At 71.4% G+C, this 13,827-nt stretch carries 15 protein-coding genes; 7 read left to right on the plus strand and 8 right to left on the minus strand.

The annotated features are described in order from the left end of the window. Positions 1 to 18: 18 nt before the first annotated feature. From ACZ7OU_RS32870 to ACZ7OU_RS32885, 4 genes are read right to left on the minus strand one after another with little or no spacing between them, the layout of a single operon-like run. A complete protein-coding gene (locus tag ACZ7OU_RS32870; RefSeq protein ID WP_470258196.1) occupies positions 19 to 747 on the minus strand; it encodes an ESX secretion-associated protein EspG in 729 nt (242 codons plus the stop codon). 36 nt (positions 748 to 783) lie between these two features. Continuing rightward, on the minus strand, positions 784 to 2,112 hold the full coding sequence (locus ACZ7OU_RS32875) for a hypothetical protein (RefSeq protein ID WP_470258197.1): 1,329 nt from the start codon (positions 2,110 to 2,112) through the stop codon (positions 784 to 786). A gap of 3 nt (positions 2,113 to 2,115) precedes the next feature. After that, the gene (locus ACZ7OU_RS32880) at positions 2,116 to 2,733 is read right to left on the minus strand and encodes a DUF3558 domain-containing protein (protein ID WP_470258198.1); all 618 of its coding nucleotides are present in this window, start codon (positions 2,731 to 2,733) and stop codon (positions 2,116 to 2,118) included. A gap of 32 nt (positions 2,734 to 2,765) precedes the next feature. Then, the gene (locus ACZ7OU_RS32885) at positions 2,766 to 3,158 is read right to left on the minus strand and encodes a hypothetical protein (protein WP_470244328.1); all 393 of its coding nucleotides are present in this window, start codon (positions 3,156 to 3,158) and stop codon (positions 2,766 to 2,768) included. 187 nt (positions 3,159 to 3,345) lie between these two features. Here ACZ7OU_RS32885 and ACZ7OU_RS32890 point away from each other — a divergent pair, with 187 nt between their 5' ends. From ACZ7OU_RS32890 to ACZ7OU_RS32915, 6 genes are all read left to right on the plus strand, one after another. Next, a complete protein-coding gene (locus ACZ7OU_RS32890; protein ID WP_470244329.1) occupies positions 3,346 to 3,927 on the plus strand; it encodes a TetR/AcrR family transcriptional regulator in 582 nt (193 codons plus the stop codon). A 23-nt stretch (positions 3,928 to 3,950) separates the two neighbouring features. Next, complete coding sequence (locus ACZ7OU_RS32895) at positions 3,951 to 4,517, plus strand: TIGR03086 family metal-binding protein (RefSeq protein WP_470258199.1); 567 nt, start codon at positions 3,951 to 3,953, stop codon at positions 4,515 to 4,517. 215 nt (positions 4,518 to 4,732) lie between these two features. Next, positions 4,733 to 6,088 carry a hemolysin family protein gene (locus ACZ7OU_RS32900; RefSeq protein ID WP_470244331.1) on the plus strand — a complete coding sequence of 452 codons (1,356 nt, stop codon included), beginning with the start codon at positions 4,733 to 4,735 and terminating at the stop codon, positions 6,086 to 6,088. Further along, positions 6,085 to 7,128, plus strand: a complete 1,044-nt coding sequence (locus tag ACZ7OU_RS32905; protein ID WP_470258200.1) for a hemolysin family protein — start codon at positions 6,085 to 6,087, stop codon at positions 7,126 to 7,128. Before ACZ7OU_RS32900 ends, ACZ7OU_RS32905 begins: the two co-directional genes overlap by 4 nt. Next, entirely contained in the window at positions 7,125 to 8,006 is an 882-nt protein-coding gene (locus ACZ7OU_RS32910) for a 3-methyladenine DNA glycosylase (protein ID WP_470258201.1), read from the plus strand. The genes ACZ7OU_RS32905 and ACZ7OU_RS32910 overlap by 4 nt, the downstream gene beginning before the upstream one ends. A gap of 1,340 nt (positions 8,007 to 9,346) precedes the next feature. After that, a complete protein-coding gene (locus ACZ7OU_RS32915; protein WP_470258202.1) occupies positions 9,347 to 10,036 on the plus strand; it encodes a hypothetical protein in 690 nt (229 codons plus the stop codon). Here ACZ7OU_RS32915 and ACZ7OU_RS32920 read toward each other — a convergent pair. The 3 genes from ACZ7OU_RS32920 to ACZ7OU_RS32930 are packed head-to-tail and all read right to left on the minus strand — an operon-like array spanning position 10,033 to position 11,983. Next, on the minus strand, positions 10,033 to 10,806 hold the full coding sequence (locus tag ACZ7OU_RS32920) for an aldo/keto reductase (protein WP_470258203.1): 774 nt from the start codon (positions 10,804 to 10,806) through the stop codon (positions 10,033 to 10,035). The two genes, ACZ7OU_RS32915 and ACZ7OU_RS32920, sit on opposite strands and share 4 nt — an antisense overlap. 43 nt (positions 10,807 to 10,849) lie before the next feature. After that, positions 10,850 to 11,656, minus strand: a complete 807-nt coding sequence (locus ACZ7OU_RS32925; protein ID WP_470258204.1) for a helix-turn-helix domain-containing protein — start codon at positions 11,654 to 11,656, stop codon at positions 10,850 to 10,852. 36 nt (positions 11,657 to 11,692) lie between these two features. Next, positions 11,693 to 11,983, minus strand: coding sequence for a hypothetical protein (locus ACZ7OU_RS32930; protein ID WP_470258205.1), 291 nt, complete (start codon positions 11,981 to 11,983; stop codon positions 11,693 to 11,695). Between the two features lie 156 nt (positions 11,984 to 12,139). On the opposite strand from ACZ7OU_RS32930, the gene ACZ7OU_RS32935 reads away from it, so the two are divergent. Then, entirely contained in the window at positions 12,140 to 12,499 is a 360-nt protein-coding gene (locus ACZ7OU_RS32935; RefSeq protein ID WP_470258206.1) for a nuclear transport factor 2 family protein, read from the plus strand. Between the two features lie 46 nt (positions 12,500 to 12,545). Here ACZ7OU_RS32935 and ACZ7OU_RS32940 read toward each other — a convergent pair whose 3' ends face one another. Then, entirely contained in the window at positions 12,546 to 13,700 is a 1,155-nt protein-coding gene (locus tag ACZ7OU_RS32940; protein ID WP_470258207.1) for an NAD-dependent epimerase/dehydratase family protein, read from the minus strand. Positions 13,701 to 13,827: the final 127 nt, after the last annotated feature.

Raw genomic sequence — 13,827 nt, forward strand, 5'->3', positions numbered from 1 at the left:
CCGCGTCCCCTTTTCCGGTCAGACGAGGGCGCCGGCCAGCTCCATGAGCGTGTCGGCCAGTTCGCGCGGGCCCGCCGGGCCGATGTGGATGACGGCGTCGTCGCCCGTGCCCGAGGTGTAGCTGAGGTAGCGGCCCCAGTCCGTGTCGGCGTAGTGCAGCGGCTGCTGCAGGCAGGTGTGGCGCCCGACGTCGTCCCGGCGGCCGACGTAGAGCTCCCCGCTGCCCGAGACCGGCCGCTGCACGAGGCTGACGACGTCGGCGACCGCCGGGTCGAGCGGGTAGGCGTCCTGGCCGCGGCGGGCCGCTTCGCTCAGGTCCGCGACCCGGACGGCGCGCGGGTGCCCGCCGCCCGCGCCCAGCGGCGGCAGCTGCTCGACGAGCGACTCGGCGAGCCGGTTCCGGTCGATCTCCTGGACGCCGACCTGCGTCCCGTCGGAGACGGCGAGGACCGCCTGCAGGCCCTTCGCGGCGGCGAGCACGCCGTAGGTCCGGCCGTCGACGCCCACCCAGCCGTAGCACTCCCGCGCCGGGCTCACCAGCAGCGGCAGCCAGTCGAGGAAGTCGACGCTGGCCCGGCCGCGCGCGTCGACCAGCCCGGCTTCGGCCAGCGCGGCGTCGATCCGCTTGCCGGCCTCGTCCCGTTCCTCGTCCGACAGCCACAGCGCCTCCGGGCGCAGGGTGATGTGCAGCTGACCGACCTGCTCGCGCTCCGCCAATGCGGCCAGCGCCTCGACCGGAACATCCACCCGGCCTATTGCCACGTCCACCCGCCTTTACTCGCTCTACTCGCCGATGACCGGCGGACTGGTCCGCTGGTCGGTACCGAAGATGGCGTCCGGGTCCGCCTCGATCAGGAAGTCCGGCCGCTGGTGCTCATCGTCTTCGTCGCCCTCGCCCCGACGGCCCCCGGCACCCATGGGTCCCATCTGCCCGGACCGGCCACCGGCGGACCGCGCCGCGGCGGCTTCCGCGGCGGCCGCGTTGCCGAGACTGCCCATGCCGGAGCCGCGGCCACTGCCGAGCCCGCGCTCCCCCGCCGCACCGGAACCACCGCCGGCGCCGGAGCCGCTTCCGCTGATCGGACGGCCGTTCGAGTCGAGCAGCCGGCTGCCGGCGTTGCCGCTCGTCGGCCCGCGTCCGCCGGTGCTGGAGTTGGGGTCGTTGCCGAAGGTGTTCGAGTAGTTCTGGCCCCCGCCGCCGCTGTTGGTGGGGTAGAAGTCGATCCCGCCGGTCCCGGGCGGCGTCTTGCCGGGCCGGTCCGTGCTCGTCTGACCGGGCCGGGTGGGCGTGGTCGGCAAGGTCGTGCTCGTCGGCCGGGTGGTGTCGGTGGGGCGCGTGGTGTCCGTCGGCCGGGTGGTGTCGGTCGGCCGTCCGGTGTCCGTGGGGCGCCCGGTGTCGGTCGGCCGGGTCGTGTCGGTCGACCCGGGCTTGTCGGGACCACCGGTGTGCGTGGTGTCGACGCTGGTGGTCGAGGTGTGGTCGTCGGCGCCACCCGGCGGGATCGGCTTCAGCTCGTGCTCGTTGATGATGACCGGCGGCTTGATCGGCGGCGGCCCGCCACCCTGGTTCACGGCGATCGTGGAGCCGTCGGACTCGAGGATGCCGTACTCGGTGGGGAGCGCCGACCTGGTGCTGTCGGTGGCGTTGCTGTACTGGTCCATCACGCGGACGTTGGTGTCGTTCGCCGCGTTGTACTTCGCCATGCCCTCTTGGTAGCTGTCGATGTCGTCCTTGGCCATGAACGGCCCGGCGATCGGGATTGCGGCCTTCAACCCGATGCTCCAGGCACTGGGCTTGTCCGGCTTCGGCGGCACCTCGACGACGCTGTAGCTCGAGTCGTCGAACGCGGCAGCCTGAGTCTTCACGGAAGCGGTGGTCGCGTCCAACGGCACCGAACTCTCGCGGAAGGCTTGTTCCATCGGACCCGCGCCCGCGTTCGCGGCGTCCGCGGCGTCGCCGCTCCAGGAGCTCACCATGCGCTCCTGGAGCGCCTTGATGCTCGCCCCGTGCTCCATGTAGGCGTCGGACAGCTCCTGGACCGTGTCCGCCATCTGCTGCAGCCCGCGAGTGTCACCCTGTCTGAAGTTGTCGAAGATCTGCTTGCCGTCCACTCGTCATGCCCCCTTGAGTGTTTTGATGATGCTCGACGCCACTTCACCGGCCGCGCCGCAAGAATCGTCCTGACCCTGGTAGCCCTGGGCGTACACGTCGAACGTGAGGTCGTCGGCGATGCCGACACCGAGGCCGCAGGAACCGGTCGGCCGTTCATCCTTGATGCCGTAGTAGATGGCCGGGTAGCCCTCGACGTCCGAGGCTCGCTCGAGGAAGCGGATGAAGGTCTTGGCGCGGTACCCCGCGTAGAGCCCCGCCAGGCCACCCGCTCCCCGGTCACGGTTACCCGTCGCGAGCGTCACGGAGAGGCCGATGCCTTCGCCGCGGCGCGTCCACGCACAGGACGGCCCGGCCTCGGTGAAGGCTGTGTCGCCCTTCGCCTGGTACACACCCGGGTCGGTGTAACGAAGCGGGGTGAGGACGTCCTGCGGGACGATCGCGCAGGTGTCGCCGAGGTACTTGGTCGCGTCCAAAGGGACGGAGACCTTCGGCACCTCGGGATCGGCCGACGGCGCGTCCGTCGCCGACGATCCCGCCGTCGACGGCGAAGCCGTGCCCCCCGTCGTCGTGGTGCACGCGGTCGCGAGGCCGGCCGAAACGGCCAGGAGGACCGCCAACACGCCCAGTTTGCTTCGGAACAAGTTCGGCTCGCCTATGCCTTGAAGGTGTCGGACATGTCCTGGTCGGTGACCACGGTCTTCGACTGGGCGTCCTTGAGCTTCTTGATGTAGTCCTGCGCGTACTTCTGCATGGACTCGTTCTGGTTGAGCAACGCGAGGATCGAGTCGGAGCTGGTCGTGGCATAACCCCCGCTGGCCGGGTCCTTGCCGGGCGCCATTCCGCTCGCGACGACCAGGTGCCGGATCTTGTCCCCGTCTTTGGAGATCTTGTCGAGCACGTCCTCCCACTGGCCGATCACCGCGTTCAGCTCCGCGGGGTCCATCTTGAACTGGCCGCCCTTGCCCCCGCCGTAGACCCGGCCCGGGGTGTTCAAGACGTCGCCCCACAGCGCCTGTGCCGCCTGCCCGGCTTCGCCGATGATCACGCCCCAGCACCTTCCCCTCAGTTCACCCACCGTGATGGTGCAGAGATTAGCCAACTGTCTCATGTCGTGTCAGCGAATCGCCGCAACGTTCCGACGATGGGGTCTTCGGTTCGGTTCCCGGGCACTCCGGGTCACAGTACGTACGTACGGATTGCGAGATCCGGGTCCGCGGTGCCAGGATTTCAGGATGCCACGCGTAAGCCAGGATCACCTCGACGCACGACGGCGCCAGATCCTCGACGGCTCGCGCGTGTGCTTCGCACGCTACGGCTACGAAGGTGCCACAGTCCGGCGCCTGGAGGAAGCCACCGGCCTGTCGCGCGGTGCCATCTTCCACCACTTCCGCGACAAGGAGTCGCTCTTCCTCGCCCTCGCCGAAGACGATGCCATCCGGATGGCCGACGTCGTCGCCGAACAGGGCCTGGTCCAGGTGATGCGGGACCTCCTCGCCGGTGGTGACCACCCCGCCGACTGGCTCGGCACCCGCCTCGAGGTCTCCCGGCGGCTGCGCACCGATCCCGAGTTCCGCGGCCGCTGGGCCGAGCGCTCCGAACAGCTGACCACCGCCACCCGCCTGCGCCTGCTACGCCAGCGGGAGGCCGGGATCCTGCGCGACGACGTCGACGTCGACGTCCTCACCGCGTTCCTGGAGCTCGTCCTCGAAGGCCTGGTCTCGCACCTGGCCATGGGTCTGCCGGCCGCCGGCCTCGGCCCGGTGCTCGACCTCGTCGAGGAGACCGTGCGGCGGCACCGGCCGGGCACCACCTGATCCGACGTGGTCGAATGGCCCGCGTGGATCTCCTCGAAGCGCACGGCCAGGCGGTGCGGGCCTTCGGCGACGCGGTGCACGCGGCGGGCGAAGCCGACTGGGACCAGCGGACGCCGTGCACCGAGTGGACGGTCCGCGCCCTCGTGAACCACCTCGTCGCCGAGCAGCTCTGGGCCCCGGCCCTGCTGGCCGGCGCCACTTTGGACGACGTCGGCGACCGCTACGACGGCGACGTCCTCGGCGACGACCCGGTGGCCGCCTGGGACACCGCCGCCGAAGCCGCTCGCGAGGCCTTCCTCGACGAGGGCGTGCTGGAACGCGCGGTGCACGTCTCGGCCGGACTGCTCCCCGCCCGCGAGTACGGCTGGCAGATGACGATCGACGCCGCCGTGCACGCGTGGGACCTCGCGACGGCGCTGGGGCTCCCCTGCCCGGTGACCGAGGACCTGGCCGAAGGGCTGCTCGACGTCGTCCGGCCGTGGGTGGACGAGTGGCAGGGGCTCGGCATCTTCGACCCGCCGGTCCCGATCCCCCACGGCGAAGGTCCCGTCGCGCGGCTCGTCGCCCTGCTCGGGCGGCGGCCGCGGTGAATCACCCGCCGAGGTGAGCGCGCCGACACACCGATATCCCGGCGGGCGGCGGCAGGGACACGTTAAGATTGTCCGCATATCCGCAGTACACGCCGATTCACTGCTAGGAGTGACCGTTTCGTGCGCGCAGCGCAGTCACCTGGTGACAGTACCGAGCCGGGTGACCGACCCGGCTGTCCGATAGGTTCATCCCCCGCCGACCGGGCGGGTGCGGAATGATCCAGATCCTCTTCGCCGTGCTCGGCGTCCTCCTCTTCGTGCTGCTGACGGTCGGCACCGGACTCGCCGTCGCGGCCGAGTTCTCGCTGACCGCGCTCGAGCGCAGCACCGTCGACGCGAACGTCCGCCAGGTCGGCGACCGCCGGGCGCTGACCGTCCAAAAGGCACACCGGACACTCTCGTTCCAGCTCTCCGGCGCCCAGGTCGCGATCACCCTGACCACGCTGATCACCGGGTACCTGGCCGAGCCGCTCATCGGCGAGCTCGTCCGGCCGCTGCTCACCGGCGTCGGGCTCTCCGAAGGGTTCGCCGGGGGCGCGTCGATCGTGCTCGCCCTGGTCATCGCGACCTCGCTGTCGATGATCCTCGGCGAGATGGTGCCGAAGAACCTGGCGATCGCCCGGCCGCTGCCGACCGCGCGCGCCGTCGCCGGCTACCACTCGCGGTTCTCCGCGCTGTTCCGCTGGCTCATCACGATCATGAACAACAGCGCGAACTTCCTCGTCCGCAAGTTCGGCGTCGAGCCCCAGGAGGAGCTGCGGTCCGCGCGCTCGCCGCAGGAGCTGGGCTCGATCGTGCGCTCCAGCGCCGAAAGCGGCACGCTCGACACGTCGACGGCGGAGCTGCTGGACCGCTCGCTGCGGTTCGGCGAGCGCACCGCGGAGGAGCTCATGACCCCGCGGGTGCAGATCGAGTCCCTCGCGATCGACGACACCATCGAGGACCTCATCGACCTCTCGCGCCGCACCGGGTTCTCGCGGTTCCCGGTGCACGCCGAGGACCTCGACGACGTCCGCGGCGCCGTGCACGTCAAACAGGCCTTCGCGGTGCCGGCCGCCGACCGCGCCGCCGTGCCGATCGGCTCGGTCATGCGGCCGGTGCCGACCGTGCCCGAGTCCCTGCCCGGCGACGACCTGCTCAACCGGCTGCGCGACTCCCGTTTCCAGCTGGCGATCGTCGTCGACGAGTACGGCGGCACGGCCGGGCTGGTGACCCTCGAGGACGTCGTCGAGGAGATCATCGGCGACGTCCGCGACGAGCACGACGACCACGAAGGCCCGGCGGCGCAGCAGGTCGGCACCGACAGCTGGCTGGTGTCCGGGCAGCTGCGCGCCGACGAGGTCACCGACGTGACCGGGTTCCGGATGCCCGACGGCGACTACGAGACCATCGCCGGGCTGATCCTCGAACGGCTGGGCAAGATCCCCGACGAGGGGGACGCCGCGGAGGTCGACGGCTGGCGGCTCACCGTCACCACCATGGACAAGCGCCGGATCGCCGAGGTCGAGGTGGCCCCGGTCAGGACGCCCGAAAGCATCCCCGAACCCGCGGTAGCCGAGGTGGCCTCGTGAGCGACTGGCTGAACATCGCCCTCGTGGTGGTCCTGCTGCTGACCAACGCCTTCTTCGTCGGCGCGGAGTTCACCCTGATCTCCTCGCGGCGCGACAGGCTCGAAGCGCTGCTGGAGCAGGGCAAGACGCGCGCGAAGATCGTGATCAACGCGAGCAAGCACGTGTCGCTGATGCTCGCCGGCGCGCAGCTGGGCATCACCATCTGCTCGCTGCTGCTCGGCCGCCTCGGCGAGCCCGCGATCGCGCACCGCCTGTCGGCGTTCTTCGACCTGCTGGGCCTGCCCGAGGCGCTGCTGCACGCGGTCTCGTTCGCCATCGCGCTGGCGTTCATCACCGTGCTGCACGTCCTGATCGGCGAGATGGTGCCGAAGAACCTCGCGATCGCCGAGCCCGAGCGGCTCGCGCTGTGGCTGGTGCCGGTGCACGTCGGGTGGGTCAAGATCGCCAACCCGTTCATCTGGCTGCTGAACTTCGTCGCCAACTCGCTGTTGCGCGCGTTCAAGGTCGAGCCGAAGGACGAGCTCGAGACGGCCTACACCTCCGACGAGCTGGCCGAGCTGCTCAGCGAGTCGCGGCGGGAAGGCCTGATCGACCAGTCCGAGCACCGGCGGCTGACCCAGACGCTGTCGTCGGTGCAGAAGACGGTGGCCGACGTGCTGGTGCCGACCGCGGAGCTGACGACCCTGCCCTGCGGGCCGACCGTCGGCGACGTCGAGCGGGCGGTCTCGTCGACCGGCTTCTCGCGGTTCCCGGTGTGCACCGACGACGGCAGGCTGACCGGCTACATCCACGTCAAGGACGTCCTCGACCTGGCGGGCCACGACCCGGCGACGGTCGTGCCCGACGCGAAGACGCGCCCGCTCACCGAGCTGCACGCCGACGCCCGGCTCGACGTCGCGCTGTCGGCCATGCGCAAGGAGGGCAGCCACCTGGCGCGGGCGCTCGACACCACGGGCAACGCCGTCGGCGTCGTCGCGCTCGAGGACCTCGTCGAGGAGTACGTGGGCACGGTGCGCGACGGAACCCACGTGGGCGCATGACCGCCGTCGACGTGCTCGCCGAACCGGACTGGCTGGCCCGGGAGGCGGCGCACGTCGAGCGGATGCGGCGGTGGACGGTCCCGCACCAGGAACGGCGCTCGCGGGGCGAGAAGCACCCGGTGCTGGACTTCCTGTTCACCTACTACTCGCACCGGCCGTCGCACCTGCAGCGGTGGCAGCCCGGGCCCGGCGTCGCGCTCGCCGGGCCCGCGGCGCGGCGCTTCCTGGACCGCAAGGGGTACGTCGAGACCGCCGACGGCGTGCTCCTCGACCCGGCGGGCTTCACCGAGGGCAAGAAGCGGACGGCCGAGTTCGTCCTGGGCCTGCTGACCGCGACGGCGTCCCGCGCGCCGCGGCTGAGCTGTTTCGGGCTGCACGAGTGGGCGATGGTCTACCGCGAGCCGGCCGACTCGGTGCGCCACGACCAGGTGCCGCTCCGGCTCGGCTCCGCGGGCACCGACGAGGTCGTCGAGTCCCTGGACATCCGCTGCGGGCATTTCGACGCGTTCCGGTTCTTCACCGCCGACGCCCGGCCGCGCAACGAGCTGACGCCGGCCAGGGAGACGCAGGTCGCACTCGAGCAGCCGGGGTGCCTGCACGCGAACATGGACCTGTTCAAATGGGCGTACAAGCTCGACCCGTTCGTGCCCGCGGAGCTCGTGGCGGACGGGTTCGAGCTGGCCGTCGAGATCCGGACGCTGGACATGCGGGCGAGCCCGTACGACCTGGCCGCGCTGGGCTACCCGCCGGTGCGGATCGAGACGGCCGAAGGACGGGCCGAATACGCCAGGGCCCAAGGTGACTTCGCCCGACGGGCGGCACCGGTGCGTGCTCGGCTGATAGCGCACTGCCATCGCCTGGTCAGCGCAGCACCCTGAGTACGCGCCACTGTGAGTCAGATTATTCTCTCACCGATACTCACCTGTTAGGGTGATAACGGTTTCATTGCATCGCAGCGCGTGCTTGACATGCGCAGACGCGGAAAGGACGAGGGACGATGGGGCGACACACCCGGGACGACGAGCCCGTGCCGCACCCTCAGGACCAGACCGGCACACCGGGCGGCCGCCGCCCGCAGCCGGACGAGCCCCCCGCCCCAGCACGCGGCAAGGCCTCCGGCGCTGGTCCGGGCACCTCGAAGCGCAGTTCCATCTCGGCGGCGTTCGGGATCGCCGGACGGGGTGCCGCTCCCGGCCAGTCGTCGGGTTACTTCGTCTCCGGGGGTGAGGCTTCCGGAGCGCACCCCGTCGCGGGCCGTGGTGAGGCCTCCGGTTCGTACCCTGTGGTCGGGCGCGGTGAAGCCTCCAGTTCCTACCCTGCCGCCGGCCGCGGTGAAGCTTCCGGTTCCTACCCTGTCGTTGGCCGCGGTGATGCCTCCGGCTTCCACCCCGGGCGTGGCGAGACTTCCGGTTCCCACCCGGTCGCGGGCGACGCTTCCGGTTCCTACCCCGCCGCCGGCCGCGGTGAGGCTCCCGCCGGCCGCCGCGGTAAGGCCTCCGGCTCCCACCCCGGCGCTGGCCGCGGTGAAGCTCCCTCCGGCCGCCGCGGCGAAGCCTCTGGTTCCTACCCTGTCGCCAGCCGCGGTGAAGCTCCGGGCGCCGGCCGCGGTGAGGCCTCCGGCTCCTATCCCGTCGCCAGCCGCGGCGACGCTCCCACCGGCCGCGGCAAGTCTTCCGGCCGCCGGGGCGAGGCCTCCGGCTCCCACCCTGTCGCCGGCCGCGGTGAAGCCACCGGTGCCCACCCCGCCGCCGGCCGCGGTGAAGCTCCCGCCGGCCGCCGGGGCGAGGCCGCCGGCTCCCAGCCCGTTGCCGGGCGTGGCGAGGCTTCCGGTTCCTACCCCGCCGTCGGCACCGGCTCGCACCCTGCCGCCCGCCGCGGTGAGAACTCGAGCTCCCACCCCGTCGCCGGCCGCGGCGAAGCTCCTGCCGGGCGCGGTGAAGCTCCCGCCACCCGCCGAGGCGACGGCTCCGGCGGAGGCCGCCGCCGGGGCAAAGCCGCCCGGCCGGCCGAGTCGGCCGCCGAGCGGACCGAGGTCATCACCCGGCACGGTGAGACCTCCGGGGACTACCCGATCACCGTCCGGAACGAGCCGTCCGGTTCCACTCGGGCCGGCGGCCGCACCCTCGACCGCGAAGAATCCGCCGGCGAAGAAGCCCCTTCGCGCCGCGGCCGCCGTCGCAGCGAAGTCGCCGAGGGAGAGACTCCCGGCCGTCGGCGCATGCCCCCCACCCGCACCGACACCACCGCGCCCGATGGCAAGAGCGAGGCCACCGGCTCGCACCGGACCCTCGGCAAGGGCGAAGCCACCGGCTCGCACCGGATCGTCGGCAAGAAGGCCCCGCGGCGCCGGATCGCCGGCTGGCCGATCGCCTGTGCCGTCCTCGCCGCCCTGATCGGGCTCGGCGTGATCGGGTGGAACTGGGCCGACAGCGAGCTCAACAGCCGCGCCGAAGCACAGGCCGCCAGCTGCTCCGGCGGTACCTCGCACATGCGGATCATCGTCACCCCGAGCGCGCAGAAACCCCTCACCGCCGCGGCCGACCGCTGGAACCAGGCCGCGACCGTCGTGCACGGCCAGTGCGTGCACGTGATGATCGAGGCCAAGCCGTCCGCGCAGGTGCTCGACGCGCTGGTCGGCCGCACCAACCTCGACGCCATCGGCGGGCTCCCGGCCGCCTGGCTGCCCGAGTCGACCTACTGGATCAGCGAGCTGACGACCAAGAAGCCCGAGCTGATCGGCTCGCCCGCCCAGTCGGTCGCGAACGCGCGCTCGGCGGACTACCCGTTCGTCGGGCTCTCCGGGAACGGCATCGACGACACCGTCCTGCGCGCCTCCCAGACCTTCCGCGAGTACCTCGAGCAGCCCGCCCAGCAGGCCGACTTCGCCGCCGCCGGGATCAAGTCCTAGACGCGCGTCCCGTTGTCGAGCTCGGCCACCACGGCGAGGTCGTCGTCGGCCAGCTCGAAGTCGAAGATCCCGAAGTTCTCGCGGGTCCGGGTCGTCGTGGCCGACGCCGCCACCGCGACCGTGTCGGCCTGCAGGTGCCAGCGCAGCACGATCTGGGCCGGCGTCTTGCCGTACTTCGCCGCGAGCGCGGTGACCGTCTCGTCGGCCAGCAGGCCGGCGTTGGCGGCCGGGCTCGACGCCGCGGTCACGATGCCGCGCTCGGCGTGGAACTCGCGCAGCGGGACCTGCTGCAGCCACGGGTGCAGCTCGACCTGGTTCAGCACCGGGACCGCGCCGGTGGCGTCGATCAGCCGGCGCAGTTCCGCGACGCCGAACCCGGCGACGCCGACCGCGCGCACGCGACCGTCCGCGCGAAGCCGGCTCAGGGCGCGCCAGGTGTCGGTGAACGCGCCTTTCGTGCCGTCGAGCAGGCACAGGTCGGCCCGCTCGAGCTGGAGCGCGGCCAGTGCCTGGTCGGCGGCCCGGCGGGCGGCGTCGTAGCCCTGGGCGGGCACCTTCATGCTCACGAACAGCTCGTCGCGGGGCACGCCGGCGAGCGCGTCGCCCACCGCGGCCTCCGTGCCCGGTGCGGTGTCGAACCCGCGGTAGCCGGTGTCGAGGGCGATGCGGACGGCGCGGCCGACTTCGGACGCGGTCAGTCCCGCGACACCGAACAGCAGCTGGGGGATGCGGACTCCGTCGGACAGGGCGAGCGAAGGCGGGACGGCCATCTACCGGTGATCCTCACGTCGGATGCTGCGCGGGTGTCCCCCATCATTCCACCGACGCGGCCCGCTCGCGCAGGTATGCGGCGGTCGCCGCGTCGGCCGGGAAGAACGACTCGATGACCAGTTCCGCGACCGTGACGTCCAGCGGGGTGCCGAACGTCGCCACCGTGCTGAAGAACGTCAGGTCGGTGCCTTCGTGGCGGAACTTCAGCGGCACGAAGATGTCACCCGGTCCAGGGACCTCCACCTCGGGCACCGGCTGGTCGCACGGATAGCCGCGCAGCTCGTCGAGGAGGCCGGTGAGCCCCGGGTCGGCGGTCTGGCCCACCTGGCGCCGGAGCCGGCCGAGCAGGTGGGCGCGCCACTCCCCGAGGTTGAGGACGTGCGGGGCCATGCCGTCGGGGTGCAGCGTCGCGCGCAGGACGTTGGTGGTCAGCTCGGCCGGGATCCCGGCGACGAACAGGCCGGTGGCGGCGTTGGCGTCGACGAGGTCCCAGTTCCGGTCGACGACGGCGGCCGGGTAGGGCTCGTGGCTCGCGAGCAGCTGCCGGACGGCCTGGCGGACGGCGCTCATCTCCGGGTCCCCCAGCGCGTTCTCGGTGTAGGCGGGCGCGAACCCGGCGGCCAGCAGCAGCCGGTTGCGTTCGCGCAGCGGCACGTCGAGGTGCTCGCCGAGCCGCAGCACCATGTCCCGGCTCGGCCGCGAACGCCCGGTCTCCACGAAGCTCAGGTGGCGCGTGGAGATGTCCGCCGAGATCGCGAGATCGAGCTGGCTGATCCGGCGCCGGTCGCGCCATTCCCGGAGGAGCTCCCCGACGGGCCGCTGCCGAGCGGTCTGCACCGTAGTCGTCACGCGAGCGACGCTACGGCGATCACCGGGTGGCTGCCATTACTTCGGGGGTAATGGCCGCAGCTCCGCGCCGGGTGAGCACCAGCCTTCGAGGCGATCCATCAGGTCGCGGAGGGCGTCGTCGGCCGGATCCTCGGCCCCCTCCGGCAGATCGGCGACGACGGCGTCCAGCGCGGCCCCACTTGCCTGCAGCATGGCTTCGCGCGTGACACCGGCCGCGAAGCCGGCCTTGGCGACCGCTTCGAGGGCATCCCACGCCTGCGCGGTCCGAGCCGCGGCGGTCAGGTCCCGGATCAGGTGCTGATCGGCGGGAGCGGATTGGTTCGCCATTGCCCGATTGTGTCGAGCGGCGGCGTGGACGCGCCAGTGATTTCCTGCCGCCGCGGCATTACCTCGCGCGTAATCGACGGGCCGCCGCCGCGCCAGCAGAGTGGGGCTCAGCGCAGGACGACGAAAGCCGTTGTCCCCCAACCGAAGGAGCCCGCCATGAGCGACGTCCGCACGATCGTCGAGCAGTACATCGCCGTCTGGAACGAGACCGATGGCGACAAGCGCCGCGCCCTCGTCGGTGAGCTCTTCACCGCCACCGCCCGCTACACCGACCCGCTCGGGGCCGTCGCCGGGCACGACGGGATCGACCAGTTCGTCGGCGGCGCGCAGCAGCAGTTCGCCGGGCTCACCTTCAGCCTGCCCGCCGAGCCCGACGCGCACCACGACCTCGCGCGGTTCCAGTGGTACCTCGGGACCCCGGGCGCCGAGCCCCTCGCGATCGGGTTCGACGTCGTCGAGCTCGAGGACGGCAAGATCGCCAAGGTGCACGGCTTCCTGGACAAGATCCCGGGCTGACCGCGAACGTGCGGGCTCCCCGCGCCGGGGAGCCCGCACGCGCCGGCTAGCTCTTCAGCGCGCCCCGCCAGCGGACGGTCGGGCGCAGCTTGTCCATGTTCACGCGGTGCTTGTTGGCGCCGACGATGTCGAACATCGACTCGATCAGCGTCTCCGAGACCAGGTGCGGCTCCAGCCCCAGCCCGACCAGCCCGGTGTGCTTCACGTTGTAGTAGTGCTCGAGCGCCTCCGAGCGCGGGTTCTCCAGCTGCTCGATCTGCACCGGGCCGGGGAACCGTTCGGCGACGAGGTCGGCGATCGCGGCCACCGACATGCTCTCGGTCATCTGGTTGAAGACGCGGAACTCCCCCGCTTCGGCCGGGTTCTCCACGGCGAGCCGGATGCACTCGACGGTGTCGCGGATGTCGATCAGGCCGCGCGTCTGGGCGCCGTGGCCGTACACGGTCAGCGGCTGGCCCAGCACCGCCTGGATGACGAACCGGTTCAGCACCGTGCCGAACACCGCGTCGTAGTCGAAGCGGGTCGACAGCCGCGGGTCGAGCGCCGTCTGCGGCGTCTGCTGGCCGTACACGATGCCCTGGTTCAGATCCGTCGCGCGCAGCCCCCAGGCGCGGCACGTGAATTCGATGTTGTGGGAATCGTGCACCTTCGTCAGGTGGTAGAACGACCCCGGCCGTTTGGGGAACAGCACGCGATCGGAGCGCCCGTTGTGCTCCAGATCGAGCCAGCCTTCTTCGATGTCGATGTTGGGCGTGCCGTATTCGCCCATTGTGCCCAGTTTGACCAGGTGGATCGCCGGATCGATCTCCGCGATCGCGTACAGCAGGTTCAGATTGCCGATCACGTTGTTGTGCTGGGTGTACACGGCGTGTTCGCGGTCGATCATCGAGTACGGCGCCGACCGCTGCTCGGCGTAGTGGACGATCGCGTCGGGCGCGAAGTCGCGCAGCGCCCCGAACAGGAACTCCGCGTCCAGCAGGTCGCCTTCGTAGCTGCCGATCGTCGCCCCGGAGACCTCGTGCCACGCGGCGATCCGATCGGCCAGCGATTCGATCGGGACGAGGCTTTCGACGCCGAGTTCGGCGTCATAGCCGCGGCGGGCGAAATTGTCGAGAACGGCTACCTCGTGGCCTTTGTCCGATAAGTGCAACGCGGTCGGCCAGCCCAGATATCCGTCACCGCCGAGAACCAGCACTCGCATTGTGCCGCCTTTCCTGCTCGTTTACGCCCCCCGACGCTATCGATCACCTGCTGATGAAGACCTGGCAATGAGCTGTGAATCTCCTATGCGTAGGGGACCCGGGCGGCGGCGCCCCGGGCCCGCGGGG

Source organism: Amycolatopsis sp. NPDC114505, from assembly GCF_055633615.1.

Bases quoted from the DNA above. Each gene is read 5' to 3' on its own strand.
- ACZ7OU_RS32890 (WP_470244329.1), top strand. From the start codon at position 3,346: ATGCCACGCGTAAGCCAGGATCACCTCGACGCACGACGGCGCCAGATC.
- ACZ7OU_RS32900 (WP_470244331.1), top strand. From the start codon at position 4,733: ATGATCCAGATCCTCTTCGCCGTGCTCGGCGTCCTCCTCTTCGTGCTG.
- ACZ7OU_RS32910 (WP_470258201.1), top strand. From the start codon at position 7,125: ATGACCGCCGTCGACGTGCTCGCCGAACCGGACTGGCTGGCCCGGGAG.
- ACZ7OU_RS32915 (WP_470258202.1), top strand. From the start codon at position 9,347: ATGCCCCCCACCCGCACCGACACCACCGCGCCCGATGGCAAGAGCGAG.
- ACZ7OU_RS32920 (WP_470258203.1), bottom strand. From the start codon at position 10,806: ATGGCCGTCCCGCCTTCGCTCGCCCTGTCCGACGGAGTCCGCATCCCC.
- ACZ7OU_RS32930 (WP_470258205.1), bottom strand. From the start codon at position 11,983: ATGGCGAACCAATCCGCTCCCGCCGATCAGCACCTGATCCGGGACCTG.
- ACZ7OU_RS32935 (WP_470258206.1), top strand. From the start codon at position 12,140: ATGAGCGACGTCCGCACGATCGTCGAGCAGTACATCGCCGTCTGGAAC.
- ACZ7OU_RS32940 (WP_470258207.1), bottom strand. From the start codon at position 13,700: ATGCGAGTGCTGGTTCTCGGCGGTGACGGATATCTGGGCTGGCCGACC.